This is a genomic window from Mycobacterium sp. C31M (assembly GCF_053345865.1).
In genome coordinates this window covers 311,218-337,700 of the sequence record NZ_JBKFAX010000003.1, presented here as the reverse complement: position 1 = coordinate 337,700, position 26,483 = coordinate 311,218, and the positions used below count along the sequence as shown (strand labels likewise).

The following is a 26,483-nucleotide window of genomic DNA, read 5'->3' as shown; positions in this document are numbered from 1 at the left end:
CGCCAACCCTAGTTCACGCGTTCTGCGGCTCGTATCCGCAGATGGCCGCGACCTTCTCAGCCGAGGTTGACGCCGGATCGAACTCGTAACCCAGCCACTCGCCGGCCAACCGGCGGGCCAACTCGATGCCGACGACCCGCTGGCCGAAGCACAGCACCTGGGCGTTGTTACTGAGCACCGCGCGTTCGACGGAGAAGCTGTCATGTGCGGTGACCGCGCGGACGCCGGGCACCTTGTTGGCGGCGATGGCGACACCGAGACCAGTTCCGCAGATCAGCAGCGCGCGGTCGGCGGCACCGTTGGCGACCATCCGGGCCGCGGTGACCGCGACGTGCGGGTAGGCGGTGTGTTCGCCGGCGCCGACACCGACGTCGACCACGGAGTCGACCCGCGGGTCGGCCTCCAGATCGGCGCGCAGGATGTCCTTGTATTGCAGTCCGGCGTCGTCGCAGCCGATGACCAGTCGCATCGTCATATTTGCTCCTCTTCGATACGCGACGTCACGATCCCGACGTCGATCAGTTCGGCCACGGTGTGGATACACATGGCCAGGGATATCGCGCCCGCATCAGGGGTTCCGAGGCTGCGTTCGGCCAATGGCCGGGCTCGGCCGACTTTGGGACGCAGCTCGGCGGTGGCCGACGCAGCCTTCTGGGCTACCTCGACCGACTCCAGCCAGGCTGTGCGCCAGTCGGTTCCACCATCGACGGCGTTCTCGAAGGCCAGCACGAACGGGCCGAGTGCATCCAGCATGGTCTTGTCGCCGGGTTTCGCCTTGCCCAGGTCCACCAGCGCGTCATGCCCGGCCCGCAGGGCCGACGCCACATCGGCATCGGACGGCGCACCGGCATCACCGAGTCGGGCGGCAGCGGCGGCCAGTGCCGCGCCCCAGAGCACCCCGGAGGTGCCACCCGCCTTCGCGGCCCACGACTGGCCCGCGGCTGTCAGGACCGCGCCGGTACCGCCGCCGGCCCGCACCGCGGCGGCCGCCGCATCCGCGGCAGCCATGGAGCCCTTGACCATGCCACGGCCGTGGTCGCCGTCACCGGCGATGGCGTCGATGCGCCCCAGTTCGGCCTCCGCCTCCACCATCTGTGCGGCGATCCATGAGACTCCCTGGGCCACAGCAGCACCCACCTGGTGGGAGGCCAGGTCACCCTTGATCACCACGGCCTGCGACTCGGCACCGGCCGTCTCCGCGCGACGTGCCGACGATCCGGCCGCCACCGCACCCTTGCGGTAAGCCGGGGTGTCGCACGGTGCGGTCCACAGCCGCTCGAGCTCGTCATCGAGCCACATGGCCGTCAACGAGCAGCCCGACATGTCGAGGCTGGTGACCAGCTCCCCGACCTCAGGTGCGACGACGGTGTGCCCGGACTCGGCGAGGCGGGCCGCCACCGTCTTCCACACCACGAACAGCTCTTCGTATTTGGTGCGGCCCAATCCGTTCAGAATCACCGCGATGCGGTTCGAGGAACCCTCGGGCTTCTCGGCGAGCACACCGTCGACCAGCAACTCGGCCAACTCGTGTGCGGTCGGCATCGGATGGCTCGATACACCGGGTTCACCGTGGATCCCCAGGCCCAGATCCATCTGCCCGGCATCGACGGTGAACAGTGGCCGCGGGGCACCCGGCAGGGTGCAACCGTCGAACGCCACCCCGAGCGTGCGGGTGGCGGCGTTGGCCTTGGCGGCGACCCGCTCGACGGTGTCCAGGTCGACACCCTCCTCGGCCACCGCGCCGGCACACCGGAAGACCGTAAAGTCACCGGCGATACCCCGGCGTTTGGCGATGTCTTCGGCTGCGGCACTGGCGATATCGTCGGTCACCACCAGGAAACGCGCGTCGATGCCCTCGCTGCGGAGCTGATCGACGGCGAGCCCGAAGTTCAGCACGTCACCGGCGTAGTTGCCGGTGAGGAACAGCACCCCGGTGTCACCGTGGGCGGCGCGCCCCACCGAGGCGGCCTCATGTGCCGACGGGGACGTGAAGATGTTGCCCACCACGGCGCCGTCGGCGAAACCCTGCCCGACCACCCCGCAGAAGGCGGGGTAGTGCCCGGATCCGCCACCCACCACCACGGCGACCTTGCCCGCCGGGGTCTCGGTCGCGCGCACCACACCGCCGGTCACGCCGGTGACGTAGCCCGCGTTGGCGTCGAGGAAGCCGGCGAGCATGTCCTCGGTGAAGGTCGCCGGATCATTGAACAGTCGAGTCATCGCACTGACCTCATCTAGTGAATGTGGCTGCCGCCGTTGATGTCAACGGTGGTCCCGGTCAGGTAGCTGGCGTCCTTGCTGGACAGGAAGGTGATGACGGCGGCCACCTCATCGGTGGTCGCGGTGCGTCCGACGGGGATATCGGCGGCCAGCTTGGCCTCCTGCTCGTCGGTGGAGCCCACGCGGATATCGGTGTCCACCGCACCCGGGGTGACCGCGTTGACGGTGACTCCGGTGTCGGCGATCTCACGGGCGAGCGCCTTGGTGAAGCCGAGGATCGCGGCCTTGGCCGACGAGTAGGGCACCTTGCCGAACACACCGCCACCGCGCTGCGCACTCACCGAGGACATGTTGACGATGCGGCCCCAGCCCTGCTCGACCATGGTGGGCAGGAACGCCTTGGTGACCAGGTAGGTACCGGTGGCGTTGACCGCCATCACCTTGTTCCACAGGTCAAGATCGGTCTCCAGGAATGGGACCGGGGAGGTGATACCGGCGATATTGGCCAGCGCGCCCACCGGAGGCAGGTTGCCCGCGGCCACCTCGGCTGCCACCGCAGCCTGAGCCGCGTCCACCGAATCAACCGAGGTGACGTCGACGGCATGACCGAAAGCCGGTACCGCGTACTGGTTTCCGACCTCGGCTGCGATCTTGGCGCTCAACTCGGCGTCGAGGTCGAGGATCACCACAGCCCAGCCTTCGCTGGCGTAGCGCTCGGCGACGGCGAGGCCGATGCCCTTGGGGGACGTGGCGCCGGTGATGACGGCGGTCTTCTGGTCGGTCATGGGTTGCTCCTTGTCAGATCAGGTCGGAAATCAGTTGTGCGGCGGCGACGGCCGCTGCGGGGCGTTGCTCATGGGTGACGTCGCGGGTCTCGAGCTCCAGCGAGAAGTGGCCGGTATAGCCGGCATCGGCGAGCGCCTTGAGGCCACGGCCGAAGTCGACGGCCCCGTTGCCCACCGAGAGGTTGATGTTGCCGGGCACCGCGTCGCGGATGTGGACGTGCGCGATGCGCGGGCCGAACCGGTCGACGAAGTCAACGGGGTCTGCGCCGGAGGCGACGATGTGGCTGAAGTCCATCACGATGCCGACGCGGTCACCGAGCCGGTCGGTCAGCGCCTGCGCCCGCTCGATGTCGCAACAGAGCCGGTGGTAGTGCAGTGACTCGGTCCACAGCGCGACACCGCGGCGCTCGGCGGTGGCTGCGACGGTCTTGAGCTCGGTGGCCACCCGGTCGAGGTCGGCCGACAGTGAGTGGATCGGCTGGTGGTCCAGCGCCCCGCACGGCAGCACGAGTGCCCGGGCTCCGGTGCCGGCGGCCAGTTCGATGAGCATTTGCGCATGCCGGTCACGGCCCTCGTGCACATCCGGGCTTGGCCCTCCCCCGTCGCTTCGCTCGCCCCCAGGCCCCGCGTTCAGGTCACCGATATCTCCGTTGATGGACCGCACCCTGAGCCCGGAGGCCGCCACGGTCGCCGTGACCTGCGCGACCGCGGCCTCATCGAGCACATACGGCACGTGATCGCAGACACCGGGCAGTGCGCCGAGGTCGATCTCGGTGAATCCGAGGCCGGCAATCGTCTCCAGCGCCTGCGGCAGCGGCTGGTGCCGGAAGCTGATCGTCGAGCAGCCGAGCCTGCTGTTGAAAAAGCCTGTCGATGCCACGTCCTACGTCACCTCCTACGTTGTGATGCCCGGCACACTATCTGAGTTGACTGTTAACAGTCAACGGGCAACAGATTATTTGTGTTGACTGTTGACAATGACTTGTGGGCGTGGTCACACTGAGTGAGCTGAGGCACTGTTGACCGTCGACAGTGACCGGAATGGGCAGTAGGAACGCCAGGTAGAACTGGATTTGAAAGGATGTCCACCATGAGCGACGACGCTCTGAAGATGCGAGGTCCGGTAAACGGCACCCCCGACAGTCGGCGAGTAGCCGTCGGTTCCGGAGTCGGCGCCGTCATCGAGACCTACGACTTCATCGGTTTCGGCACGGCCGCCGCGCTGTACTTCGGTACCGCGTTCTTCCCGAACTCCAGTCCGGTCGCCGGCACCCTGGCCGCGTTCGCCACTCTCGGTGTGGGCTTTGCCGCCCGACCCATCGGCGGCATCATCGGCGGGCACCTGGGAGACAAGGTCGGCCGCAAGCCCGTGCTGGTCGCCTCGCTGATCATCATGGGCCTGGCCACCTTCGTCGTCGGCCTGCTGCCGACCTACGCCGCCGTCGGCATGCTGGCCCCGATCCTGCTGGTGACGGTCCGCATCATCCAGGGTCTGGCGTTCGGCGCCGAATGGGGCGGCGCCATCCTGATGACCTACGAGCACGCGCCGTGGAAGCAGAAGGGCCGCTACACCGGCATCGTGCAGGCCGGCTTCCCGGTGGGTCTGCTGCTGGCCAACCTGACCTTCCTGGTCAGCGTGCATCTGCCCGGGGACTGGGCCTGGCGAGTGCCGTTCCTGGCGAGCATCATCCTGGTCATCGTCGGCCTCATCATCCGCGCCAAGGTGCCCGAGTCCCCGGTCTTCGAAGAGGTCAAGGACTCCGGCAAGATCGTCAAGTCCCCCATCGTCGAGGTGATCCGCACCGATTGGCGAAACATCGTGCGCGGCATCGGCCTTCGCATCGCCGAGACGGCGGGCTATGCGGTGTCGATCACCTACATGATCAGCTACCTGAAGAACTCCGGCCTGGCCACGGCCAGCCAGACGCTCACCGCGCTGTGCATCGCCTCGTTCCTCGGCATCTTCGCGACCTTCGGCTGGGCCTCCCTGACCGACAAGGTCGGTCGTCGACCGGTCTATCTGGCGGTGTGTGCCTTCGGCATCCCGTTCGGCATCCTGATGTTCGCGATGGTCAACACCGGGCTGATGATCGCGATCATCGCGGCATTCGTGGTCGCCTACGGTGTGAGCCAGAATGCGTTGGCCGGCGCCCAGGGCGCCTGGTTCCCGGAGCTGTTCAACGCGAACACCCGCACCTCGGGTGCGTCACTGGCCTACCAGATCTCGGCCATGATCTCCGGCTTCACCCCGTTCATCACCACGCTGCTGTTCGAAGGCTTCGGCTGGATGGGCCCGGCGGTGCTGTTCTCCGTCTACGCCGCGATCGGCCTGTGGGCCGCCGTCATGACCCGCGAGACCTGGGGTCCCGCCGAACGCGAGGCCGCCGACAAGGCCACCACCGCCGCACGACACGACCTGGTCCGCTGATGCGCGGCCAACGGGTGCGCCAGGCGGCGTACCGGATGCGCCACCACGCCCTGAACATGGGTGAAGCTCAGGGACAGGGTTACGTCGGACAGGCGCTGGGCGCGGCCGACATACTCGCCGCGGTGTACGTCGACCAGCTGAAGTTCCGGGCCGACGATCCGTACTGGACAGGGCGTGACCGCTTCCTGCTGTCGACCGGGCACTACGCGATCGGGCTGTACGCGGCCCTGGCCGAGGCCGGCATCATCGAGGTCGACGAGTTGGAGACCTACGGGTCTGACGAGTCCCGGCTGCCGATGTCCGGAATGGCCAGCTACACACCGGGAATGGAGATCTCCGGCGGCTCGCTGGGCCACGGCCTGACCGTCGCCGTCGGGATGGCACTCGGTCTGCGGCACCAGGGTTCGGACTCGCGGGTGATCAACTTCCTGTCCGACGGCGAGCTCGACGAGGGTTCGACGTGGGAGGCGGCGATGGGTGCCGCCCACCACGGGCTGGGCAATCTGATCGCGATGGTGGACATCAACGCGCTGCAGGCCGACGGGCCGACCGTCGGCGTGCTGCGCACCGAGCCGGTTGCCGACAAGTGGGCCGCCTGCGGGTGGCATGTCGCGCGGGTGGACGGCAACGACGTCGATGCCCTGCTGGCGGCCTTCGACGGGGTCAGCGCCGAGAAACCGTCGGTCATCCTGTGCGACACCAGGATCGGCCGAGGGGTCCCGCTGCTGGAGAACCGCGAGAAGGCGCATTTCATGCGCATCGACGCCGACGAGTGGCAGATCTGCCGCGAGCAACTGACCGCAGGTTTTGAAGGAGTTCCAGCGTGAGCGCACCGACCAAGCTCAAGACCTCGGCGATGATCGCCTCGTTCGCCGATCCGGGACAGAAGACCACCCCGGCCCCGTTCGGGCACGCACTGGTCAAGGCCGCCCAAGAGAACGACCGGATCGTCGGGCTGACCGCCGATCTGGGCAAGTACACCGATATGCACATCTTCGCGAATCAGTTCCCGGACAGGTTCTTTCAGATGGGCATGGCCGAGCAGTTGCTGTTCGGTGCCGCCGCGGGAATGGCCGAGACCGGACTGGTCCCGTTCGCGTCGACCTACTCGGTGTTCGCGGCGCGGCGGGCCTACGATTTCATCTGCCTCGATATCGCCGAGCCCAACCTCAACGTCAACGTCGTCGGCGGACTGCCCGGCCTGACCACCGGGTATGGCCCGTCGCATCAGGCCACCGAGGACATCGCCATCTTCCGCGGGATGCCCAACCTGACGATCGTCGACCCGTGCGATTCGGTGGATATCGAGCAGGCGGTCCCGCAGCTGGCCGAGCATCCCGGGCCGACCTATCTGCGGTTGTTGCGCGGCAACGTACCGATTGTGCTGGACGAGTACGACTACCGGTTCGAGCTCGGCAAGGCCAAGGTCCTGCGCGACGGCAATGACGTCGTCCTGATCTCCTCGGGCCTGATGACGATGCGCGCCCTGCAGGCGGCCGAACAACTGGCCGCCCACAAGGTGGACGTCGCCGTCGTGCACACCCCGACGATCAAACCTTTCGACGCCGATACCGTGCTCGCCCAGCTGAATACGGACCGTCTGGTGGTCACGTGCGAGAACCACACGGTGGTCGGCGGCCTGTTCGAGACGGTCGCGGCAGAGGCCGCACAGCGCGGGGTAGCCAAGCAGATCACCCCGGTGGCGCTGCCGGATGAGTTCCTGGCCGCCGGCGCCCTGCCGACCCTGCACGACCGCTACGGCCTGGCCACCGCGCGTCTGGTCGCGGCGGTGCTGGACCGGCTGTAGGCTGTTGACAACTGAATGTTGACAGTCAAGGAGCGCGGCATGTCTGTGGATTCCACGTCGCTGCTGCGGTTGGAGAAGACGAGCCTGCGCGAGCAGGCGCTGACCGCACTGCGTCGCGCCATCACCACCGGCCAACTCACTCCGGGTACCCACCTGGTCGAGACAGACCTCTCTGATGCGTTGCAGATCAGCCGCGGCACCCTGCGCGAGGCGATGCGGCAGCTGCAGCAGGAAGGTCTGATCTCGGCCGGTGCACGCGGACGGCTGTCAGTACGGCATCTGGACGCCAAGGAGATCCGCGACATCTTCAACGTCCGCGCCGCCCTGGAGTCGCTGGCGGCCCGCGAGCTCGCCTCGCTGCCCGACCGGACGGAAGTGGTCACGGCACTGCGCCACGCGGTCGACGAGATGGACCGCTGGGCGGAGGCCAATCTGGAGGACCGGATCGAAGCCGATCTGCGCTTCCACCGCACCATGTGCCAGCTCACCGGCAACGAGACGTTGGTGCACCAGTGGACCTCGTTGGAGGGCAGCATCCGGATGTCGATCATGTTCGCCGGCGTCGACCGCGCCATCCGCAACATGAACGCCAAGCGGCACTACGACATCGTCGACGCCATCGAATCCGGGGACGGTGACGGCGCGGCCGCCACGGTCACCGAACACATGGCCGGGGCCGCGAACACATTGGTGGGCTGACGGCCCACCTTTGAGGGACACTGACCTGGTGGCGATGCCGGAAGAAGTGAACGGTCTGCGGGAGCGCAAGAAGGTCAGGACCCGGCTCGCGATCCGGCACGCCGCGTTCGAACTGTTCGTCGAACAGGGCTACACCGACACCACCGTCGAACAGATCGCCACCGCGGCCGATATCTCGCCGCGCACCTTCTACCGGTACTTCGCCGGCAAGGAATCCGTCCTGATCAATGACGAACTGATCGACCCGATCGTCGAAGCGTTCGCCAAGGCACCGCAGGAACTGTCCGTCGTGGCGGCCTACCGGCACGGCTTGGCGGAGGTGTTCGGCGCGCTGTCCACTGCCGAACGCGAGGCGGCCGCCACTGCTCAACGCTTGATGTACGAGGTGCCGGAGGCGAGCAGCCTGCTCTACTCCGATTACACTCGGCTGATCGACAGCATCGCCGAGGCGATGGACGGCCGCCATGACGCGCCGGCCGATGCCGCCACGCGGCGGGTGCTCGCCGGAGCGATCGTCGGGGTACTGATCTCCGCGGCGCACGGCACCCCGATGACCGAGGACTCGCTGTCGGCGGCGCTGCAGATATTGGAGACCCAGCTTTCGCCTCGCCCGCATTGACGCGGTCAGGCCCTTGCGGTGAATTCGATGCGCAACTCGGTCAGTCCCCGTAGCAGGAAGGTCGGGTCGTAGGCGTACCGACGGTCGGCGGCGGTGCCGTGCGCCGACTCGTCGATGCGGATCTCACTCATCCGATCCAGTAGGCGACGGACGGTGATCTGGCCCTCGACCCGCGCCAGTGGGGCGCCGGCGCAGGTGTGGATACCGCGGCCGAAGGCGATGTGCTCGCGGACGTTCTTGCGGTCGGGGCGAAACTCGTGCGGGTCCTCGAACTTTTGCGGATCCCGGTTGGCCGCACCGAGGCACAGCATCACGATGGTGCCGGCCGGCAGGTTGACCCCACCGAGCGTGGTGGACTTGCGGACCAGCCGGAAGTCGACCTTCGTCGGCGAGTGCATCCGTACCGCCTCCTCGATGAAAGCCGGTATGCGGTCCGGCTGTTCACGCAGCAACTGCTGATACTCCGGTCGATCGCCGAGAGTCTGGACGGCGGCACTGAGCAGTTTGGTGACGGTCTCCTGGCCGGCGGCGAACAGGAACGTCGCCGGTTTGACCACCTCGATCAGCTCCGGGGTCGACCCGTCGGGATACAGCGCGGCGGCCATCCCGCTCAGCACATCCTCCCGCGGCGACCGGCGCCGCTCGGTCAGATAACCGAGGAACTTGTCGTCCAGATACTGCAGGGGGTCCAGGCCGACAGGTTCCCCGTCGAGTGCACCCACCCGGTTGCCGTCGGGCCGCTCGGCGCCCAATGCGGCCAGGAATTCCGGCCGGTCATCTTCGGGCACACCGAGCAGGTCGATGATCGCCGATGTCGCGAACGGCTTTGCGTACTCGGACAGGAACTCGCATCGCCCGTTATCGATGAACTGGTCGATCTGGCTGTCGACCAGTCGCCACATGTAGTCCTCGTTCTCCTTCAGGCGTCGTGGCGTCAACAGCTTGCTCAGCAGCGACCGCGCCTTCTCATGCGCCGGCGGGTCCATCACCACCATGTGCTCGTGGATCGGGAACAGGTGCCGATGTGCCTCGATCTGCTCGCTGATGTCATCACCGTCGGGGGTGAACGGCAACGGCGGGAAGGGCCCACCGATCGCGTTCACCGCCGAGAAGCATTCGTGGTCTTTGAAGGCCGCCATGACCTCCGGGTAGCCGGTGACGGCCACTACCCCGTAGTGCGGCTCACGGGTCACAGGGCCCAACTCGCGCAGTCGATCCCAGTACTCGTACGGCGACTGGCTGATCGCGTAGTCGGAGAAGAAGTCCGCCTCGACGAGATCGGTCATTGCTGAGTCCTTTCGAGTTGCTCTTCGCGGATGCTGAGCGCTCCGCGTGGGCAGGCATCGATGGCGGCGTGCACCGCGGGCCACAGGGCTGGGTCCGGATGCGCTATACACACCGCGACATCGTCATCTCCGACGTCGAACACCTCCGGAGCCGTGTCGAGGCATAGCGCGTGCCCCTCGCACAGTTTCGGGTCGACCACGACCATTCGTCGCATAGCCATCAGACTCCTCCATCCGGGCTGATTCTGACACGATACTGATCGATCGACCAAACTGTTAGAATGCGCCATGCCTACCATGGTCCGGCTCGGACGGTCAACCACCGGGCGGCCGGGGGCCGTTGCATGACGACGGCGCGCAAACCCCGGTCCGGCGATCCGAACGCCCGGGATCGCCTCATCGAAGCCACCGCGAAACTGATGCGCGACGAGGGTTATGCGGCGGCCACCTCGCGGCGGGTGGCGGCGGAGGCGGGCGTCAAGCAGGCCCTGGTCTACTACTACTTTCCGACGATGGACGACCTGTTCGTCGAAGTCCTACGCGCCGGGGCAGATACCGCCCTCAACGATATGCGCGCCGCACTCACCGACGACGATCCACTGCAGGCTTTATGGGCGCTGAACAGTGATAATGGTCGCAGCATCCTCAGTACGGAGTTCATGGCGTTGGCCAACCATCGCAAGGTGATCCGCGCGGAATTGCGCGCCTATGCCGAGCGGGTGCGCGATATCGAAACGGCAGCGGTCACCGTGGCATTGCGTGCCCGCGGAATCGACCTGGAGAAGTATCCACCCGTGGCGGTGTCGATGTTGATCGCCCAGATCGCCCGCAGCCTCTGCAATGAGGAAGCCGTCGGACTCACGCTGGGCCACGACGAGCTGCGCCGGCTCGTCGAGGCGCAGCTCGACGCACTCGCCGACTGACACCCAGGGGTTGACAAGCTGGCCGACCCCAGCCTAGCTTCCTGATCGATCGATCAGTATCTGTCGACCGAGATGGGGTGCACACATGACAGGACGCGTTGCAGGCAAGGTTGCCTTCGTGACCGGCGCGGCACGAGGCCAGGGCCGTAGCCACGCCGTACGACTGGCCGAGGAGGGTGCCGACATCATCGCGGTCGACATCTGCGGGCCGATCGCCCCGGACGCCCAGATCGCGCCGTCCACACCGGACGACCTGGCCCAGACCGCCGATCTGGTCAAGGGCCTGAACCGGCGAATCGTCACCGCGGAGGTCGACGTCCGTGATTTCGACGCACTCAAGGCCGCCGTCGACAGCGGCGTCGAGCAACTCGGCCGGTTGGACATCATCGTGGCCAACGCCGGAATCGGCAACGGTGGCCAAACACTGGACAAGACAGCCCAGAACGACTGGGACGACATGATCGGGATCAACCTGTCCGGCGTCTGGAAGACTGTCAAAGCCGCTGTGCCCCATCTGATCGCCGGCGGAGAAGGTGGATCGATCGTGCTGACCAGCTCGGTCGGCGGGTTGAAGGCCTACCCCAACACGGGTCACTACATCGCCGCCAAGCATGGTGTGATCGGCCTGATGCGTACCTTCGCCGTCGAACTCGGTCAGCACTTCATCCGCGTCAACTCAGTGTGCCCGACGAATGTGAACACCCCGATGTTCATGAACGAGGGGACAATGAAGCTGTTCCGTCCCGATCTGGAGAATCCGGGCCCCGACGATATGGCCGTCGTCGCACAGATGATGCACGTGCTGCCGATCGGCTGGGTCGAGCCGGTCGACATCAGCAATGCTGTGCTGTTCCTCGCCTCCGACGAATCCCGTTATGTCACCGGACTTCCGGTGACGGTCGATGCCGGAAGCATGTTGAAGTAGCCGGCAAGCTCGCCGAGGCTCTCGTGCACCACGTCGGCCAGGTCGATCATCGAGTCTCGGCGTCGATCGACACCCAATGCCATCCATTGCCGCTGCGCGTCTGTGGCTGCGGTTACCGCCAGGTCGACCTCGGCCGGACCGGCCAGTGCCACCGTCGCATTCGGTGTGCCGTTACCCGGGTAGATGTGCGCATGGGGATCCTGCGACGTCACGGTGAGTCGGTCGGTGCCGATCAACAGACCGATGGGCGTATCGAGGTCGACAGTAGTCACGAGGTGGCTGCTCCCTCGACCACCCACTCCTGGGTGACCCGTTCCTTTTGTTCCGCGATCACCTGATTCAGGTGCGAACCTTTCGGCCAGCCATAGTGCGCCGCGAAATGCAGGGCCAGTTCATCCATTTCCTCGAATGAGATGTCGCGACTCTTCAAAGCTGCATAGACGTGACTGAGGATCGGATACGGGGAATCCTGGAAGGCGACACAGGCCACCGTGATCAGGCGTCGTTCCTTCATACCCAGATTGGGCCGCAGCCACATCTCACCGAAGACGAAGTTGAGGATGCCGGCACCTTGGAAGGGGTTGTCGCGCTGTGGTGCATACGGCAGACAGTTGATGTCCCTGAACGAGTTCTCACCAACGGTCAATCTGGCCTCGGGATCACTCGGTGTGCTCAGCGGCAGCAGCGGCTGCGGCAGTGGCACCGGCAAGCCTCGTTCTCGATGGATACGGTCCCACTGTTCGTCGACGATCATGTTGAACCGGGAGGCTTTCGGCCAGCCCGCGTACACGGCGAAATGCAGCACCGCCTCCTGCATCTCGACGATGCTGAGATCGCCGCTGTTGAGGGCGGCATAGACATGGTCACGCATCGGGGCCTCGGAATCGGCGGCCGCGACACAGGGCAACGTCACGAACCGGCGCTCACGGCGGGTCAGCCCCGTTCGCTGCCAGACCTCGGCGAAGACGAAGTCGAGAAGATGCCGCGTCGCCGGAGAGGTGTCCTGTGGGGCGGGCAGCGTCATGATGTCGGCATACGCCCGCCGGCCGCGTTCGATCCGATCGGTAGAGAATGCGGTCACATCAATTCCCTTCGCAGATCATCGGATGGTCACGCCGGCATCCACCTTGAACTCCAGGCCCGTGACGTAGCGGGCCTCGTCGGAGATCAGAAACAGCACCGCGTTGCTGATATCGACGGCCTCGGCCATCACGATCGGCAACGCATTCTGGAAGATCGGGCCGAGATCGCCTCGCGTGTCGTGCAGCAGTTGGTGCAGCATCGCCGGTTGCATGCCGGTCGGTACCCCGGTCGGGTGCACGGTGTTGACTCGGATACGCATTGCGGCAAGCTCATTGGCCAACGCCTTGCTCATTCCGACCACACCGTGCTTGGAGGCCGTGTACGGGGTGTGCAGGGGCGAGCCCTTGATCCCGGCCGCCGAACTGATGTTGACCAGCGCACCACCACGCTCGACCAGGTGCGGGATGGCGGCCCGGCAGGTGTTCCACGTGCCGATCAGATTGACGTCGACGACCGTGCGCCACTGTTCGGCGGTGGTGGTGTCCCAGGTTCCCCCGGTCAGCACACCCGCATTGGCCACCGCGGCGTCCAAACCACCCAGCTGCGCCACACCGTCGTCGACCGCCGCCGTCAGGGCTTGCCCATCGCGCACATCCACGACATGGGTGACTGCCCGGCACCCATGCTCGGCCACCAGAGCCGCGGTTTCGGCAAGGTCTTCCGCTGTGGCGAGCGGGTATTCGATCTCCGGCAGTGATTCGCAGATGTCGACCAGAATCAGATCGGCACCCTCCTGCGCCAACCGGACGGCGTGACTGCGTCCCATTCCGCGGGCAGCCCCGGTGATCAGGACCCGCTTGCCCTCGACGCGGCCGCTCATAGCTTGTTGCAGAATCCGGCGTCGACGGGGAAGGTCACCCCGGTGACGTACTTGGCGGCGTCCGAGACCAGGTACGAGATCGCGGCGCTGATGTCGGCCGGCTCCAGTAGCGAGACCGGCATGGGGTTCTGCAGGTGTGGCCCGCCATCGGGGTAGGCCTCCAGGAACGCCGTCATCGCCGGGTTCGTCGCCATCATGGTGTTCACCGCCGTCGGGTGCACGGTGTTCACCCGAATACTCTGCGGTGCAAGCGCATTGGAAAGGGTACGCATGAGCCCGACGATGCCGTGCTTGGATGCCGCATATCCCAGGCCGCCACCCTGCGATCCGCCGAACCCCTTGAGACCGGCGGTCGAGCTGGTGAAGACAATCGCGCCGCCACGTCCCCCGGCAATGAGATGCGGGATGGTCGCCTTGGCCGTGTGGAACGAGCCGACCAGGTTGACGTCGATCGCCGCGGTCCACATATCCAGGTCTTCCTCGATACCGACCTCGCGAAAGGCAGTCGGTGCGATTCCCGCATTGGCCAACACGATGTCCAGGCGGCCGAAGTGCTCGACCCCGGCATCCACCGCGGATTTCAGAGCCCCGAAGTCACGGACGTCGGCGACCGATCCGAGCATCTTTCCGCCTGCGGCTTCGACCAGCGCCACCGTCTCGTCCAGTTCGTCGCGCGACGCCATCGGATAGCCGTTGGCATCGATGTCCGCGCAGATGTCCACACCGACGATGTCGGCGCCTTCGGACGCCAGCCGGACCGCGTGACTTCGGCCCTGCCCACGCGCCACACCGGTGATGAAGGCGACCTTGCCATCCAGTGGACCCATTGTTTCCTCGCTTCCCGAACGCAGAGTAACTGTGTTACTCGGGATAGGGTAACGGCGTTACTCACGAAAGGGCAAGGGCGATGAACGTCGGCGACACACCGCCGCCCGAGGGCGACCGACTCCTCGATGTCGTCGTCGACATGCTCGAAACCGAGGGCTATGACGCGGTACAGCTGCGTGCCGTCGCGCGCCGGGCCCAGGCGTCGCTGGCCACCATCTACAAGCGCTATGCCACCCGAGACGATCTGATCCTGGCCGCGTTGCAGTACTGGACCCAGCGGCATCGCTATGCAGGGCTGCCCGCACAGACACCAACACCGGGCACCACGCTGCATCAGGCGGTCATGCAGCTGTTGCGGCCGATATTCGAACCGTGGGAACGCCATCCGCGGATGCTGACGGTCTACTTCCGGGTGCGCTCATCCCCGCAGGGCCAGCAGCTGTTCCAGTTCGGCCTCGAACTCGTCGCACCCGCCGGATTGGAGGCGCTCGCCGGTGTCGATGACGCGTTCGTCGCCGAGTTCAACGCGAGCCTCAGCAGCGTCATCTATGGTCTGCTCGCCCGTCATTCGGCAGGCGAGATCGAGGTCGGCGAGATCCTGCCGATCCTCGACAGGACGGTCTACTGGCTCACCCGGGGTTACGAAGCCGAGGCCGCGCTCAGGACCCCAACCCCAGCACCGCCACCATCGCCGGCAGCAACGCCACGATCAGGATCGCCCCGGCGACGTCGAACGTGATCCCGGACCGGATCATCGTGGTGATCGGCACCGCCCCGGATCCGTAGACGATGGCGTTCTGCGGCGTGGACACCGGCAACATGAACCCGAAGGACGCGGCGAAGGTGGCCGCCAGCGCGGGTACGAACGGATTGACACCCGCCGCAACGGCGATGGGGATGATGATCGGCACCACGACCGCCGCCGCGGCGGTGTTGCTCGTGGTTTCCGAGACGACGATCGCCAGCAGAACCGCGAAGATCGTGATGGCGATGACGCTGGTGAACCCGAGTCCGTCGGCCACCGAGGTACCGATCGTCTCGGCCAGGCCGGTGTCGGCGAGCAGCGATCCGAAGATGATGCCGGTCCCGAACAACACGACGGTGCCCCAGTCGATGGCCGCCGCGTCCTTCCACCGCAAGGTGAATTCTCGTTGCTCCCAATCGGTGGGCAGCAGGAACAACAGCGCGGCACCGAATACCGCGACCGTGCCTTCGTCGAGCCGGTCGCTGATCGTCGTGTAGATATCGGAGTCGTTGCCGAAGATCAGCGCGATGACACCCGGCAGGATCCACAGCGACACCGTGATGCCGAAGGCCACCAGCGTGTTCTTCTCGGCGCGCGATAGGTTGCCCATCTCGGCGCGCTGCTCGGCGACGTACTCGGAGACACCGTCGATGTGCTTGAGCTCCGGCTTGTTCAGCTTGATCAGGATGAGCGCCAGCACCAGGAACATGGCCAGGCAGATGGGTGCGGCCAGCACCATCCACTGCCCGAAACTGATCTTCTCGCCGGTGGCCTCCTCGATGAGACCGCGCCCGATCAGGTTCGGCGGGCTGCCGACCGGGGTCAACAGGCCGCCCACGCTGGCCGAGTAGGCCAGCATCAGCATGATGGCCGCCCCCACCTTGAGCCGTAGCGGATCGAAATCGTCTTCGACCTTGCCCTGTGCCTGAAGGATTTTGGCGATGACGCCGATGATCCCGATGGCGGTCGGCAGCAGCATGGCGACGGTGGCGGTGTTGGATACGAAGGCCGACAGCAGACAGGTGATGGCGCCGAACGCCAGGATGACCCCGGTGGTGGACTGTCCGACGCGGGGCAGCGCGAGAATCTTGAACGCAAACCGCCGCGCCAGACCATGTTTGAGCATCGCCTGGGCGAGGATGAACGCCCCGATGAAGGTGAAGACCGTCGAGGAACCGAACGGGCCGAGCACATCGTCGACCGGTGCAACGCCGAGGAAGACGATGATCGCCACACCCAGCAGGCCGCCGATCGGGATGGGTACCGGCTCGGTCACCCACAGCACGATGACGCCCAGCAGCACACCGGCGAGCGTCTGCTGCTGGGGCGGGATGTCCAGCGGGAGCAGCAGGAACACCACGGCGAGCACCGGCGCGAGGAACAGCCCGATGGTGCGGCGGCCCTTCTCGAACCGTTCCTCCTGCGGGCTGAGACGCTGTTCGCCCAGGCTGCGGTAGGTGGCGCCACCCATCAGCGCCTTGTCGACATCGGTCTTCTTCACAGGCTGCTCGGTGCTCATGGCCCCTCCTGCACGTCACGCCGTTGTGGCGCAGGTCACTGTGCGACCTGACAGAAGTGCCCGTTCCGAGCGCGGCTTAATCCTGCGCCGAACGGGTCAGGCGATCGCGCGCACCGCGGAGTGACCGAACGGCTCGGTGTGCGGCTCGTCGATCACTCGGCGCAGCGAGTACCGCGGGGCCGGGATCGTCGTCACCAATACCGCGTTCACCCGTGCTCGCCGCGCCTCGCGCAGGTGGGTGGCCACCGTCACGACCCCGATCAGCGCCCAGACGAAATTCGACGCGGCACTCGGCCAGGCGCCGTACATGCCTGCGGCAGTACCGGCCATCGCCCCGCCTGCGATGTTGAGCACCGCGTATCGACGCGAGCTGCCGCACAGCCAACCACGACTGACGGCCAGGTACGCGAACAGCGTGCCTACCGCTCCCACCCAACCCAGGGTCGCCGCAATCATTCGAGAACCACCTCTACACCAAACGAAACCCGCTGAAGTATCAGCCTCGGATGGGTTCAACACAATTGAATAAATCTGTACTGGCGATGTAGCTTTTGTGAATGGATATCGACCCCCGCCGGCTGCGCTATCTACTGGCGGTGGCCCGCGAAGGCGGAGTGCTCGCCGCCGCCGACGAACTGCAGATGACACCGTCGGCGGTGTCCCAACAGATCACCCGGTTGGAACGCGAAACCGATCGGGTCCTGATGACCCGCACCACCAACGGCTCGGTGCTCACCCACGAGGGTCAGGTGCTGGCCGAGGCCGCCCAACAGATCGAGGCCATCCTGGCCGGCGCCCAGCTACAGCTCGAGCGGGGTGAGTCGGAGATCCACGGCACCATGCGACTCGGCGGGTTCCAGAGCTTCCTGTCGGTGGTGATCGCACCGATGCTGCCCGAGTGGCGCCACCAACTGCCCGGTGTTCGTTTCGAGATCCTGGAAACCGACCAGGAGCCGTTGATGCGCGCCCTGAAGGACGGCGAATTGGATGCTGCGATAGTCGAATTGGATTCCGCCGACACACCCAAGCGCCCGCCCGCGGGTGTCGTGGAGGTGCCGTTGCTCGACGAGCCGTGGAAGCTGGCGGTACCAGCGGGCACGCTGGCCTCCGACGTCACCGAACTGGGACGGCTGCCGCTGCCCTGGGTCGGTGTCGAGCCGTCGTCGGCGACCGCCCGCGCCGCGGCCCGGTTGAGCCGCTCGGTCGGATTGAACCAGCCGATCGTGCACCGCTACTTCGGCACCCAGACCGCACTGGCACTCGTCGCCGCGGGCGAGGGGATGACGCTGATCCCGATGCTCGCCCTGCGCGGCATGCCGCACGACGGCGTCGAGACCCTCGACGTACCCGGTCTGGGCACCCGCCGGGTGGTGCTGCGCAGCTATTCGCGCGGCCAACATGCCGGCGCCGTGCTCGACGCGGTCCTCGCCCTCATCCACGAAGCGGTGCTCAACATCACAGCCGACGAGGCCGCCGGCTGATCAGTCGGCCGCGACGATCCGGTCGGCCACCTCGATGGCCCGGTCGATCGGGACCGCGAACCCGATCCCGATATTGCCGGTCTCGGCACCGGTCGTCGCGATCGCGGTGTTGACCCCGATCACCTGGCCCTGCAGGTTCGCCAGCGGCCCGCCGGAGTTGCCCGGGTTGATCGACGCGTCGGTCTGCACCATCGGCAGCCCGGTGCGACCGCCCAACCGGGGGGTACGTTCCAGGGCGCTGACGATCCCGGCGGTGACCGAACTGCTCAGACCCAACGGTGCACCGACCGCGATGACCGGCTGGCCGATCCTCAACTCGGCGCTGATCCCGAGCGCCGCCGCCGGCGGTGGGGGCACCGTCACCTCGACCACCGCGATATCGGATCCCGCATCGGTACCCACCACACGTCCGGCGACCTGGCGGCCATCGGCGAACCCGATCATCACCCGGGCGAACCCGTCGACCACATGACTGTTGGTGAGGATCCGCCCGAAGCCGTCGAACACGAATCCTGATCCGCGGGAGCCCCCGGCCCGCACGTCGACCACACTCGGCAACAACGCCGACGCCGCCTGCTGCGCATCCGGGACGGAGCCGAGCGGGCCGGGTGCCGGCAGCTGCTGCGGCGCGGCGACCCGCGCCGGGGACACCCGGTCCACCACCACCGCCGCACCCGCCCCGGCGGCCGCGCCGAGGACCACGCACATCGACACCAGCAGCAGCCGCCGCGGTCGCCGGGGTTCGGTCGTAGACGGCAAGGGCGGTGCGACAACGGGCGCCGGGGCAGGCTCATGGATACGGGTCGGCACCGGCTGCAGCTGCACCTGCGGCGGCGGGCCACCCACCTCCGGGATCACGAACTCGGGTCCCGAACGTCGTCCGAGACTCGGATTCTGCTGCGTCATAACACTCCTCACACCATCCTGGAGAACCAGCGCAACGACAGTCCCCCGGCGACCAGGCCGACCAGCAGCGCCAGTCCGGCGACAAACGGGGTGACCTCCCGCCATTCGGTGCGCCAACCGATCGACGAGCTGATATCGCGGTAGACGTCGTTGAGTTCATCGCTGCTCGCCGCCTCGTAGGCCGTGCCGCCGGTGGCGACGGCCAACTCGGCGAGGGTTTCACCGTCGACCGGGACCGCGACCGGATAACCGTGCGTTTCCATCACCCCGTCGGGCGTGCCGTAGGCGATGGTGGACACCGGCACCCCCACCGCCGATGCCGCGATGGCCGCCTCCGCGGGACTGCGCCCGGAGGTGTTGCTGCCGTCGGACAACAGCACGATATGGGCCGGGAGTGCTTCGTTCTGCGGCCCGGTCACCGTCCGGATCTGGTCCAGCGCGGTGAACACGCCCTCCCCGATCGCGGTGCGCGAGGACATCCCGATGGATCGCAGGCTCGCGCGCACGGCGGCATGATCGGTATCGGGCGGGTGCAGCACGATGGTCGACCCGGCGAAGGCGACCAGACCGACGTTGAAAGTCTCCGGCAACTGCTCGATGAACTCACCGGCCGCGGCGGCTGCCGCGGTCATCCGGTCCGGGGCGACATCGCGGGCCTGCATCGACTCCGAGGTGTCGATGGCCACGATGATGGTCGCCCGTTCATAGGGCACCCGCACCGGCATCTCCGGCCGCGCCGCGGCCAGCGCGAGCAGCCCCAACGTGATGACCAGCAATGCGGCGGGCACATGGCGGCGCCACTGCGGCTTCTCCGGAATCACGCTGTCCAGCAACGGCAGTGCGGCATATCGCACCGCGTAGCGCTGACGGTGGCGCAGCGCGACGAGGTAGGAGACGGCAAGTAACAGGACCGGCACGAGCAGCAGCAGTGCCGCGGGGAACAGGAAGGTCATCGGCGCATCCTGGTGCGGCGCCGGGTCGCGATGAACCGGGCCAGGTCGCCCACCCAGTCCCGGCCGGTACTCACCGGCAGATGGTCGGCGCCGCTGCTGCGGATCGAGGTGGCCACCGCCATCCGATAGGCCAGTGCGGCATCCTCGTACCGGCTCCGCAGTCCGGGGTCGCTGCTCCAGATCTGGCGCTGACGACCAGATTCCGGGTCTATGAGCACCACCGACCCGATATCGGGCAACCGCATCTCGCGCGGGTCGACGACCTCGACGGCGATCACGTCGTGGCGGGCCGCCAACCGCCGCAGCGGTGTCTCCCAGGCGAACGGGGCCGCATATCCCGCGGCGGCATCCATGAAATCGGACACCACGACCCGCAGGCCGGGCCGGTGCTGCCGCCGACCGAACTCCTCCACGACATCGGCCAGCGGCGGCCCACCGGCCCCGTCCCGGTTCTCGTCGGCGGCCCGCAGGATGCGACGGGCGGTGATCCGCGGTCGGCCGGGCCGGTGCCACTGCAGACCCGCTTCGCCGAACGTGGCCAGGCCCAGACTGTTTCCGGGCGCGTCGGTCAGCAGCGCCACCGCCGAGACGATCTTGGCCGCCAGCTCCCGCTTCTCCTCGCTGACCGTGCCGAAGGCCATGCTCGACGAGGTGTCCAGCAGCACCCAGGTGTCCAGCGGATGCTCGGCGCGGGAACGCCCCACGTGGAGATCTCCGTTGCGCGCACTGATGTTCCAGTCGATCCGACGGACATCGTCGCCCGGCTGATACGGCACCGCCTCCTCCGGGTCGCTGCCCGCACCCAGCCGGGTGCCCTCATGGTCACCGGAGATCAGGCTGTCGATTCGACGCCGTACCCCGAGATCCATTGCCCGCCAGGGATCGCCGGTCACGATGCGACCTCGTCGAGGTCGGTGCTCGGCGCGATCTGCGGTGCCGGGGTACGCTCCAAAATCTCGGCGATGACCGACCGCGGGTCGACACCGTCGGCGACCGCGTCGAAGGTCAGCACCAGCCGGTGCGCCAGTACATCGGGCGCAATCTCGGCGATATCGGCGGGCAGCACATAGTCGCGCCCGCGCAGCAGGGCCATCGCCCGGCCGGCCGCCAGCAGGCTCAGGCTGCCGCGCGGGCTGACCCCGTATTCCAACAGCCCGGCCAGGTGTCCGACGCCGTAGCCGGCCGGCTCCCGGGTCGCCATCACGAGCCGGACGATGTAGTGCGCGACCGCGTGATGGACGAAGACCTCCTCGGTGGCGCGTTGCAGGGCCAGCACATCGTCGGTGGTCAGCAGCGCGCGGGCCTGCGGCGGGCGCTGGCCCATCCTGGCCAGGATCGCCATTTCGTCGAGCTCACCGGGATGCGACAACTCGACCTTGAGCAGGAACCGGTCACGCTGCGCCTCGGGCAGGTGGTACACGCCGTCGGTCTCGATCGGGTTCTGGGTGGCGAGCACCAGGAACGGGGTGGGCAGCGGGAAGCTGCGACCACCGATGCTGACCTGACGTTCGGCCATCGCCTCCAGCAGCGCGGACTGCACCTTGGCCGGCGCCCGGTTGATCTCGTCGGCCAGGATCAGATTGCCGAACACCGGCCCGAGCTCTATATCGAAGGTCTCTGTCGACGGTCGCCACACCCGGGTGCCCAGGATGTCGCCGGGCATCAGGTCGGGGGTGAACTGCAGGCGCTGGAAGCGGCCGCCGACGACGGTCGCCACGGTGCGCACCGCCAAGGTCTTGGCGATGCCCGGGACGCCCTCCAGCAGGACGTGACCGTTGGCCAGCAGACCCACGATCAGGCGTTCAAGCATTCGATCCTGGCCCACGACAACATGTTTCATCTCGAACAAGGCACGCTCCACGGTGGCCGTGGCGGTAAGCGACGGAACTGTCATGGCGCCAGCACACCATCGGGGCGCGAAAACCAGCGCAAGCCGGACCGAAAGTTCAGCGAAAGCGATCCGGCGCCCGGCGGCCGCGATGGCTATTCTCGGAGTACATGCGGGTGCTGATCGTCGAGGACGAGGAAGGTCTGGTCAGCGCGCTCGTGGTGGGGTTGCGCCGGGAAGGTTATGCCGTCGATGCGGCGCTGTCCCACGCCGAGGCCGTCGAGCGGCTCACCGTCAACGAGTACGACGTCGCGCTGCTCGATGTGACGTTGCCCGACGGCAGCGGTCTGCAGTTGGCCTCGGCGGTGCGCAGCGGCGTCTTGGACTGCCGCTCGGGCCGTGACCTGCGGATCGTCATGTTGACCGCGCACGGGACGCTGCCCGACCGGGTGCGCGGGCTGGATTCGGGTGCCGACGACTACATCGTGAAACCGTTCGCGTTGGCCGAGCTGACCGCGCGGCTGCGCGCGGTGCTGCGTCGCGAGGTGCGCGGTGAGTCGGCGGTGCTGCGGGTCGGCGATATCGCGCTGGACTCGGCACGGCAGACCGTGCATCGCGGGTCACGAGAGGTCGCGCTGACGCTGAAGGAGTTCGCCGTGCTGCGGTTCCTGATGAGCCGGCCCGGGCATGTGGTGTCGGCCGAGCAGATCCTGGAGCATGTCTGGGACGAGAATGCCGACCCGTTCACCCAGACTGTGCGGGTCACCGTCGGTACGCTGCGCCGCAAGCTCACCGTCGGTGACGAGGCGGCCGTGCTGCAGACGCTGGTCGGGCGCGGCTACCGCCTCAAAGGTGAAGCCACCGAGGCGTTTCCCCGCGCGAGCGGTTCGTGACGGCGGTGGCCCGGCCGCGGTTCACATCGGTGGCCTGGCCACGCTGGGCCCGCCCGATCCGTACCCGGCTGGCGATCATCACATCGACCTTGCTGTTCGGGGTGTCCGCACTGATCCTGCTAGGCGTGTATTTCGCGTTGTCGCACACCATCGATGCCCGGCCGCTGGATCCGTTGACGGTGAAGAAGTTCGAGCATCTGTCCGACGGCACCATGAAATACCGGCCCGGGGAGAGTTTCCAGGCCGCCGATCTCCGGTCGGTCCAACAGGCCGTCAACCAGTCGACACTGGACACCCTGCGCAACTACTCACTGATCGCGCTGGCGGCCATCGCGCTCATCGCCGCGCTGGTCGGCTGGCTGGTGGCGGGGCGCCTGCTGCGCCCCATCGGACAGATCACCGCAACCGCGAACCGGTTGCGGGCCAACGACCTTTCCGAACGTATCAATGCCAGCGGCCCGGCCGACGAGCTGCGTACCCTGGCCGACACGCTCGACGGCATGCTGGAGCGCCTGGACACAGCGTTCCGCGCCGAGCGGGCGCTGGTCGAGGATGTGTCGCACGAGTTGCGTAACCCGGTGGCGGTGGTGCAGGCCAATGTCGAAGCAGTGCTGGTCGACCCGTCATCGACCCCGGCGGAACGCGAGCATGCGCTGGCGGTCATCACCCGAGCCACCGCGAGGATGTCTCGCCTGCTGGAGGATCTGCTGGCCACCGCCCGCACCCGCTCGGGCGGATTCGCCGACCGCAATGTCGATCTGAACCGGTTTGTCCGTGACGTGGTCGACGAGCATCTGCTGCTCGCGGCCGACCGTCCGCTGACCCTGCAGGCACACAGCGCTGCGGGGCCGGTGGTGTTCGCCGATGTGCAGTCGCTGTCGCGCGCCCTGTCCAACCTGCTGTCCAACGCGATCCGGTTGGCGCCCGCGGATTCCACCGTCACCGTGGCCGCGGGCAGTGCGCGCGGCTGGGCCTGGGTGGCCGTGCAGGATGAGGGCCCAGGTATCCCTGCCGAGGACCACCAGCGGGTGTTCGACCGGTTCAAGCGAATCGACGGCACCCGGCAGGGTTCCGGGCTGGGCCTGACGATCGCCCGCCAGATCGTAGAGAGCCACGAGGGCAAGCTGCTGTTGTACAGCCAGGTCCCGGAGGGCAGCACCTTCGTGATCTGGTTGCCCGACCGCGCGGTGCCCGACGGGCCGGAGCGCAGCGGTCAGCCGCCGGTGGAAAGCCCACTGCCGCGGCGGATTTAGCCACCGCAGCAGTCGGGCATCCGGCTATCCGGCGCTCAGCGCGAGCGACTGCTGCAGATCCGCGTCGGCCGCCTTGAGCACTGCGGCGGCCACCTCGATCCCTTCGATACGGCCGAGCTCGGTGTCCTCGTGCTCGACGTTGACCATCATCTCCGGGTCGACCTCGTGCAGGGCGCGCAGGAATTCGGTCCAATACGCGGTGTCATGGCCCTTGCCCAGCGCGACGAAATCCCAGGCGGAGTTCCTCGGCCATTCGTTGGCCCATTCGTCACCGCCCAGATTGGTACGCGCCTCGTCGGTACCCAGGCGCCGGAAGCTGTTGTCCAGCACACCGTTGAGCGCCGCGTACTCGGCGTTGACCCGGACGTCCTTGGCGGCCGCGTGCACCACCAGGTCGCCGAGATGCCGCACCACCGCGACCGGGTCCATCTGCTGCCAGAACAGGTGCGAGGCGTCCAGTTCGACACCGACGTGGGTGGCCCCGGTCAAGGCGACCAGTTTCTCGATCGATTCGCTGTTGAACACGATGTTCTGCGGATGCAGCTCAAGAGCGACCTTCACATCGTGGTCGCGGGCCAGCCGATCGGTCTCCCGCCAGAACTCGGCCGCGATCTGCCACTGGTGGTCCAGCACGTCCAGCGCCGCCGAATTCCAGGCATTGACAACCCAATTGGGGCGGGTGGCCCCGGATTCACCGCCCGGCAACCCGGACATGGTGACCACCCGGTGCTGACCGAGGCGCTGCGCCAGCCGGATCGACCGGCGGATGTCCTCGGCGTGCGTGTCCCCGATGACCGGGTTGGGGTGCAGCGGGTTGCCGTTGCAGTTCAGCCCGGCGATGGACACCCCGGTGCCCTCGAAGATCCCGAGGTAGTCGTCCCGTGCGGTGTCGCTGACCAAGATGTCATCCATGGTCGGCACATGCACCGCGGGCAGGAATCCGCCGGTGTTGATCTCGATACCGGTCAGACCGAGGCCGGCGATCACGTCGATCGCCTCGGGCAGCGACCGGTCGTGCAGGACGGCGTTGTAGAGACCGAGTTTCATCATCGAATCCTTTGTCGGTGGGGAGATTTCTACAGGACCTTGACCGCGGCCCCGCCGGCGGCGGCGGAGTCGGCGACAGCTGCCACGACCCGTAGGCCGTGCAGGCCGTCCTCGAAGCTCGCGAGCGGCCCGAGGTCGTCTGGGCGAGCGGAGCGACGGGGATCACGAAGGCCGGCGATCTGGTCCAGGAATGCGCGGGTCTGGTAGACGAACAGATCCGCGACGCCGTGCCCGACACCGCCGGCGTCCATCGGCAGACCGCCGCGGATGTAGGGGTGGTCGGGCCCGATCAGCACGCGGCGGGGGCCGCTGAGTTCGGGGGGCACATCGTCGGCCGACAGCGCGAATTCACCGGCACGGTGCAGATCCCAGGCGGCCGAACCCTTCGACGCGAAGAGCTCGAAGGCCAGACCGTCGGGCAGGTTGTGTGCCACCCGCGACGCCGAGAACGTGCCGACCGCACCATTGGCGAAGGTGGCCGTGAACGTGGCCACGTCCTCGTTCTCCACCGGGGCCAACTCCTCGCTGACCGCACCCTTGGTGTGCCCGTAGGTGACCCCGAGCGGTACCGGCCGCTCCTTGATCAGGGTCGCGAACGCCGCGCCGCTGACCTCGGTGATCGGTCCGCAGACGAACTCGCCGAGGTCGATCAGGTGGCTGCCCACATCGGACAACGCGCCCGTGCTGGGCCCGCCCTTGTAGCGCCAGGTGATCGGCGAGGTCGGGTCCAGCGCGTAGTCGCACCAGTAGTGGCCGTTGAAATGCACCAACTCGCCGATGGTGCCCGCCGCCAGCTCGCGACGGATCTGCTCGACCGCGGGCGACCGACGGTAGGTGTAGCCGACTGCGGTCACTCTGTCGGAGTCGTTCGCCGCCGCCACCATCGCCTCGGCATCGGCCAGCGAGCCTGCCAGCGGCTTCTCGCACAGCACGTGCTTACCGGCCGCCAGCAGGCCCTCGACGATCTCGCGGTGCAGGTGGTTGGCCACCACGACACTCACGGCGTCGATATCGGGCGCATCGGCGATGGCCCGCCAGTCGTACTCGGCCCGCTCGTAGCCGTAGCGTTTGGCGGTGTCGTCGGCGACGGCCGCGTTGCTGTCCGCGATCGCCACCAGTCGGACGTCGGGTCGGTCGGTACCGAAGACCGTCGTGGCGGCCCGGTAGCCGGCGGCATGCGCACGCCCGGCCATCCCTCCGCCGATGACGGCGACGCCGATCGTATCGCTGCCCATGGATGTGCTCCTCTGTCTCTTTGACCCGGTCTACTAGACCGGTCTAACTCGCAAAGTGTGACCTTCGCCGCGCGCATCTGTCAAGGGTCAAATCGGCTGCGGGATTTTGATATTGATCGGCCGCGGCGAGCGCCGCCTGAACCTCGGATGTTGAAACAATGTCCGTATGACTTTACAAATGATTCTGACGGGCTATGGTG

General features: G+C 67.1%; 29 protein-coding genes. 11 read left to right on the top strand and 18 right to left on the bottom strand.

All coding sequences use genetic code 11. The annotated features are described in order from the left end of the window. Window positions 1-13: 13 nt before the first annotated feature. Genes ACLBYA_RS06490 through ACLBYA_RS06475 form a run of 4 tightly spaced genes read right to left on the bottom strand, consistent with a single transcriptional unit; the run spans window position 14 to window position 3,885 of the window. Complete coding sequence (locus ACLBYA_RS06490; protein WP_447708527.1) at window positions 14-475, bottom strand: ribose-5-phosphate isomerase; 462 nt, start codon at window positions 473-475, stop codon at window positions 14-16. Further along, on the bottom strand, window positions 472-2,178 hold the full coding sequence (locus ACLBYA_RS06485; RefSeq protein ID WP_447708668.1) for a dihydroxyacetone kinase family protein: 1,707 nt from the start codon (window positions 2,176-2,178) through the stop codon (window positions 472-474). Before ACLBYA_RS06485 ends, ACLBYA_RS06490 begins: the two co-directional genes overlap by 4 nt. Window positions 2,179-2,234: 56 nt before the next feature. Next, window positions 2,235-3,005: an SDR family NAD(P)-dependent oxidoreductase gene (locus tag ACLBYA_RS06480; RefSeq protein ID WP_447708526.1), complete on the bottom strand. Its 771-nt coding sequence runs from the start codon at window positions 3,003-3,005 to the stop codon at window positions 2,235-2,237. Between the two features lie 13 nt (window positions 3,006-3,018). Next, complete coding sequence (locus ACLBYA_RS06475; RefSeq protein ID WP_447708525.1) at window positions 3,019-3,885, bottom strand: sugar phosphate isomerase/epimerase family protein; 867 nt, start codon at window positions 3,883-3,885, stop codon at window positions 3,019-3,021. A 210-nt stretch (window positions 3,886-4,095) separates the two neighbouring features. On the opposite strand from ACLBYA_RS06475, the gene ACLBYA_RS06470 reads away from it, so the two are divergent. The 5 genes from ACLBYA_RS06470 to ACLBYA_RS06450 are packed head-to-tail and all read left to right on the top strand — an operon-like array spanning window position 4,096 to window position 8,558. Further along, window positions 4,096-5,433: an MFS transporter gene (locus tag ACLBYA_RS06470; RefSeq protein ID WP_447708524.1), complete on the top strand. Its 1,338-nt coding sequence runs from the start codon at window positions 4,096-4,098 to the stop codon at window positions 5,431-5,433. Then, a complete protein-coding gene (locus tag ACLBYA_RS06465) occupies window positions 5,433-6,260 on the top strand; it encodes a transketolase (RefSeq protein ID WP_447708523.1) in 828 nt (275 codons plus the stop codon). Before ACLBYA_RS06470 ends, ACLBYA_RS06465 begins: the two co-directional genes overlap by 1 nt. A gap of 29 nt (window positions 6,261-6,289) precedes the next feature. Further along, window positions 6,290-7,240, top strand: coding sequence for a transketolase family protein (locus ACLBYA_RS06460; RefSeq protein WP_447708667.1), 951 nt, complete (start codon window positions 6,290-6,292; stop codon window positions 7,238-7,240). 39 nt (window positions 7,241-7,279) lie between these two features. Beyond that, window positions 7,280-7,939, top strand: a complete 660-nt coding sequence (locus tag ACLBYA_RS06455) for a GntR family transcriptional regulator (RefSeq protein ID WP_447708522.1) — start codon at window positions 7,280-7,282, stop codon at window positions 7,937-7,939. A gap of 34 nt (window positions 7,940-7,973) precedes the next feature. Beyond that, the gene (locus tag ACLBYA_RS06450) at window positions 7,974-8,558 is read left to right on the top strand and encodes a TetR family transcriptional regulator (protein WP_447708666.1); all 585 of its coding nucleotides are present in this window, start codon (window positions 7,974-7,976) and stop codon (window positions 8,556-8,558) included. A gap of 5 nt (window positions 8,559-8,563) precedes the next feature. On the opposite strand, the gene ACLBYA_RS06445 is transcribed toward ACLBYA_RS06450, so the two are convergent. Both ACLBYA_RS06445 and ACLBYA_RS06440 read right to left on the bottom strand, forming a co-directional pair. Further along, window positions 8,564-9,844: a cytochrome P450 gene (locus ACLBYA_RS06445; RefSeq protein WP_447708521.1), complete on the bottom strand. Its 1,281-nt coding sequence runs from the start codon at window positions 9,842-9,844 to the stop codon at window positions 8,564-8,566. Beyond that, window positions 9,841-10,065 (bottom strand): ferredoxin, encoded by a 225-nt coding sequence (locus ACLBYA_RS06440; protein ID WP_447708520.1) that lies wholly within the window; start codon window positions 10,063-10,065, stop codon window positions 9,841-9,843. The genes ACLBYA_RS06445 and ACLBYA_RS06440 overlap by 4 nt, the downstream gene beginning before the upstream one ends. 123 nt (window positions 10,066-10,188) lie before the next feature. On the opposite strand from ACLBYA_RS06440, the gene ACLBYA_RS06435 reads away from it, so the two are divergent. Together ACLBYA_RS06435 and ACLBYA_RS06430 are read left to right on the top strand one after the other, a co-directional pair. Beyond that, complete coding sequence (locus ACLBYA_RS06435; RefSeq protein ID WP_447708519.1) at window positions 10,189-10,767, top strand: TetR/AcrR family transcriptional regulator; 579 nt, start codon at window positions 10,189-10,191, stop codon at window positions 10,765-10,767. A gap of 85 nt (window positions 10,768-10,852) precedes the next feature. Then, entirely contained in the window at window positions 10,853-11,692 is an 840-nt protein-coding gene (locus ACLBYA_RS06430) for a mycofactocin-coupled SDR family oxidoreductase (RefSeq protein WP_447708518.1), read from the top strand. On the opposite strand, the gene ACLBYA_RS06425 is transcribed toward ACLBYA_RS06430, so the two are convergent. From ACLBYA_RS06425 to ACLBYA_RS06410, 4 genes are read right to left on the bottom strand one after another with little or no spacing between them, the layout of a single operon-like run. Further along, a complete protein-coding gene (locus tag ACLBYA_RS06425) occupies window positions 11,641-11,964 on the bottom strand; it encodes an aldehyde dehydrogenase family protein (protein WP_447708517.1) in 324 nt (107 codons plus the stop codon). The genes ACLBYA_RS06430 and ACLBYA_RS06425 overlap by 52 nt on opposite strands. After that, entirely contained in the window at window positions 11,961-12,773 is an 813-nt protein-coding gene (locus ACLBYA_RS06420; protein WP_447708516.1) for a carboxymuconolactone decarboxylase family protein, read from the bottom strand. Before ACLBYA_RS06420 ends, ACLBYA_RS06425 begins: the two co-directional genes overlap by 4 nt. A gap of 18 nt (window positions 12,774-12,791) precedes the next feature. Then, complete coding sequence (locus tag ACLBYA_RS06415) at window positions 12,792-13,595, bottom strand: mycofactocin-coupled SDR family oxidoreductase (protein WP_447708515.1); 804 nt, start codon at window positions 13,593-13,595, stop codon at window positions 12,792-12,794. After that, complete coding sequence (locus ACLBYA_RS06410) at window positions 13,592-14,422, bottom strand: mycofactocin-coupled SDR family oxidoreductase (RefSeq protein WP_447708514.1); 831 nt, start codon at window positions 14,420-14,422, stop codon at window positions 13,592-13,594. The genes ACLBYA_RS06415 and ACLBYA_RS06410 overlap by 4 nt, the downstream gene beginning before the upstream one ends. A gap of 80 nt (window positions 14,423-14,502) precedes the next feature. Here ACLBYA_RS06410 and ACLBYA_RS06405 point away from each other — a divergent pair, with 80 nt between their 5' ends. Then, window positions 14,503-15,162: a TetR family transcriptional regulator gene (locus ACLBYA_RS06405; protein ID WP_447708513.1), complete on the top strand. Its 660-nt coding sequence runs from the start codon at window positions 14,503-14,505 to the stop codon at window positions 15,160-15,162. Here the strand turns inward: ACLBYA_RS06405 and ACLBYA_RS06400 are convergent. Continuing rightward, window positions 15,083-16,687, bottom strand: coding sequence for an SLC13 family permease (locus ACLBYA_RS06400; protein ID WP_447708512.1), 1,605 nt, complete (start codon window positions 16,685-16,687; stop codon window positions 15,083-15,085). The two genes, ACLBYA_RS06405 and ACLBYA_RS06400, sit on opposite strands and share 80 nt — an antisense overlap. A 96-nt stretch (window positions 16,688-16,783) precedes the next feature. Beyond that, window positions 16,784-17,143 carry a hypothetical protein gene (locus tag ACLBYA_RS06395; protein WP_447708511.1) on the bottom strand — a complete coding sequence of 120 codons (360 nt, stop codon included), beginning with the start codon at window positions 17,141-17,143 and terminating at the stop codon, window positions 16,784-16,786. A gap of 101 nt (window positions 17,144-17,244) precedes the next feature. Between ACLBYA_RS06395 and ACLBYA_RS06390 the strand changes: the two genes are divergently transcribed. Continuing rightward, window positions 17,245-18,168 (top strand): LysR family transcriptional regulator, encoded by a 924-nt coding sequence (locus tag ACLBYA_RS06390; RefSeq protein WP_447708510.1) that lies wholly within the window; start codon window positions 17,245-17,247, stop codon window positions 18,166-18,168. On the opposite strand, the gene ACLBYA_RS06385 is transcribed toward ACLBYA_RS06390, so the two are convergent. The 4 genes from ACLBYA_RS06385 to ACLBYA_RS06370 are packed head-to-tail and all read right to left on the bottom strand — an operon-like array spanning window position 18,169 to window position 21,921. Then, the gene (locus ACLBYA_RS06385; protein WP_447708509.1) at window positions 18,169-19,074 is read right to left on the bottom strand and encodes a S1C family serine protease; all 906 of its coding nucleotides are present in this window, start codon (window positions 19,072-19,074) and stop codon (window positions 18,169-18,171) included. 8 nt (window positions 19,075-19,082) lie between these two features. Further along, the gene (locus ACLBYA_RS06380; RefSeq protein WP_447708508.1) at window positions 19,083-20,027 is read right to left on the bottom strand and encodes a VWA domain-containing protein; all 945 of its coding nucleotides are present in this window, start codon (window positions 20,025-20,027) and stop codon (window positions 19,083-19,085) included. Continuing rightward, window positions 20,024-20,920: a DUF58 domain-containing protein gene (locus ACLBYA_RS06375; protein WP_447708507.1), complete on the bottom strand. Its 897-nt coding sequence runs from the start codon at window positions 20,918-20,920 to the stop codon at window positions 20,024-20,026. The genes ACLBYA_RS06380 and ACLBYA_RS06375 overlap by 4 nt, the downstream gene beginning before the upstream one ends. Next, window positions 20,917-21,921 carry an AAA family ATPase gene (locus ACLBYA_RS06370; RefSeq protein ID WP_447708506.1) on the bottom strand — a complete coding sequence of 335 codons (1,005 nt, stop codon included), beginning with the start codon at window positions 21,919-21,921 and terminating at the stop codon, window positions 20,917-20,919. Before ACLBYA_RS06370 ends, ACLBYA_RS06375 begins: the two co-directional genes overlap by 4 nt. A gap of 104 nt (window positions 21,922-22,025) precedes the next feature. Between ACLBYA_RS06370 and ACLBYA_RS06365 the strand changes: the two genes are divergently transcribed. Next, window positions 22,026-22,748, top strand: a complete 723-nt coding sequence (locus tag ACLBYA_RS06365) for a response regulator transcription factor (protein ID WP_447708505.1) — start codon at window positions 22,026-22,028, stop codon at window positions 22,746-22,748. Then, window positions 22,745-24,001, top strand: a complete 1,257-nt coding sequence (locus ACLBYA_RS06360) for a sensor histidine kinase (RefSeq protein ID WP_447708504.1) — start codon at window positions 22,745-22,747, stop codon at window positions 23,999-24,001. The genes ACLBYA_RS06365 and ACLBYA_RS06360 overlap by 4 nt, the downstream gene beginning before the upstream one ends. A gap of 24 nt (window positions 24,002-24,025) precedes the next feature. Here the strand turns inward: ACLBYA_RS06360 and ACLBYA_RS06355 are convergent, their stop codons facing one another. Then, window positions 24,026-25,048 carry a sugar phosphate isomerase/epimerase family protein gene (locus ACLBYA_RS06355; RefSeq protein WP_447708503.1) on the bottom strand — a complete coding sequence of 341 codons (1,023 nt, stop codon included), beginning with the start codon at window positions 25,046-25,048 and terminating at the stop codon, window positions 24,026-24,028. Between the two features lie 29 nt (window positions 25,049-25,077). Further along, window positions 25,078-26,283: a Gfo/Idh/MocA family protein gene (locus ACLBYA_RS06350; RefSeq protein ID WP_447708502.1), complete on the bottom strand. Its 1,206-nt coding sequence runs from the start codon at window positions 26,281-26,283 to the stop codon at window positions 25,078-25,080. Between the last annotated feature and the right edge of the window lie 200 nt (window positions 26,284-26,483).